General features: G+C 52.7%; 1 protein-coding gene. It reads right to left on the reverse strand.

Annotated features, from left to right (window positions below; genetic code table 11):
- Positions 1-21 precede the first annotated feature (21 nt).
- Positions 22-975, reverse strand: coding sequence for an IS110 family transposase (locus RYH74_RS26260; protein ID WP_317410610.1), 954 nt, complete (start codon positions 973-975; stop codon positions 22-24).
- Positions 976-1,187: the final 212 nt, after the last annotated feature.

Below are 1,187 nucleotides of genomic sequence, written 5' to 3' on the forward strand. Positions count from 1 at the left end.
CTGTGGGAGATTCTATGGTTTTCAGCAAGCCAGTTTCCCGTCTTTGGTGACGTATTCGTCCTGATTTTTCATCAGGGCGAATGCCACCCGCGCGAGCTTTCTTGCCAGGATTACCAAGACTTGGGTTGTTGCTTTACCACTGCTCCGATGCTGTTCGTAAAGCCCTTTCCAGGCTGCCGTTCTGCTGGCCGCCATCGCAGCGTTGTGCAATAAACGACGAATTTCTGAACAACCTCGCTTGGTGAGGCGACGTCGCCCATTCTTCTGTCCGGAATCACTGACTCGTAAATCCATTCCTAGGAATGCAATGTACGAGTCACTGCTTTTGAACTCGCCCCTTGTAAAAGCCATCACCAATGCTGCGGCGGTGAGAAAACCAATGCCCTCTACTGCCTGGCAGCGAGCGACTTGTTCCTGCAGCCCAGCTTCTCGCAGTACTTCTTTAATCTTCTTTTGAATCAACTGATCCAGCCGATCTATCGACTTCACAAAAGTTTCGAAGGCGGCTTTCAAAAGGCTTTCGTTAGCCCAGCTCTGAGTCATTGCAGTACGAGCAGTCACCAAGGCGGCTCTGCGTCGCAAGAGGCTCTGAAGCTTGCCGTAGACAGCGGGAGGCGGGCTCCAAGGGCGAAGGTCCTCGCCCTCATTTTTTAAAAAACGGGACAGCAACCGCGCATCTGAGGGGTCGGTTTTAACCCGTCCCCCAACACTTTTCCGGTAGTTGCTCAATTGAAAACCATCGATGACATAGACCTCGAAGCCTAGGCTGTGGGCCAATTCAACCAGGTCCAAGTGATAGACATTGGTCGCCTCAACAGCGATAGCGGTGTTGAGGGATTGTTGCTTGAGCCACCTTCTGATCTCGAGTTTGGAGTTTTTCAGCCTGATGATCTCGTCGCGATCATCGTGGTGGATAACCAGCTCAGCCTTCGCGACATCCGCACCCACGATCAACTTACCTACCTGCATTGCCATGGGCGGCTCCTCACGTTATGGTTTTTCGGCTTGAAGGGGTTTCACCAAGAGGCGCTGGCTTGCTTCTATCGTCGCTTGCAAACGATGCATTCTTTATCGGCGCTTTGGTGGAAGGGGTGGGGCGATGTCTCCCACGGTCTGTACTGCTGTGAACAGTCAGATTCGGGCATTTAGTCCCACCACCCCTTCAAGTCTAACCATACAAGCGGGCA

The organism is Pseudomonas sp. LSJ-87 (genome assembly GCF_032971465.1).
Taxonomy (GTDB): domain Bacteria; phylum Pseudomonadota; class Gammaproteobacteria; order Pseudomonadales; family Pseudomonadaceae; genus Aquipseudomonas; species Aquipseudomonas putida_Z.

What these genes read in the sequence shown, in the direction of transcription:
- RYH74_RS26260 (WP_317410610.1), bottom strand. Translation starts at nt 975, where the DNA reads ATGGCAATGCAGGTAGGTAAGTTGATCGTGGGTGCGGATGTCGCGAAG.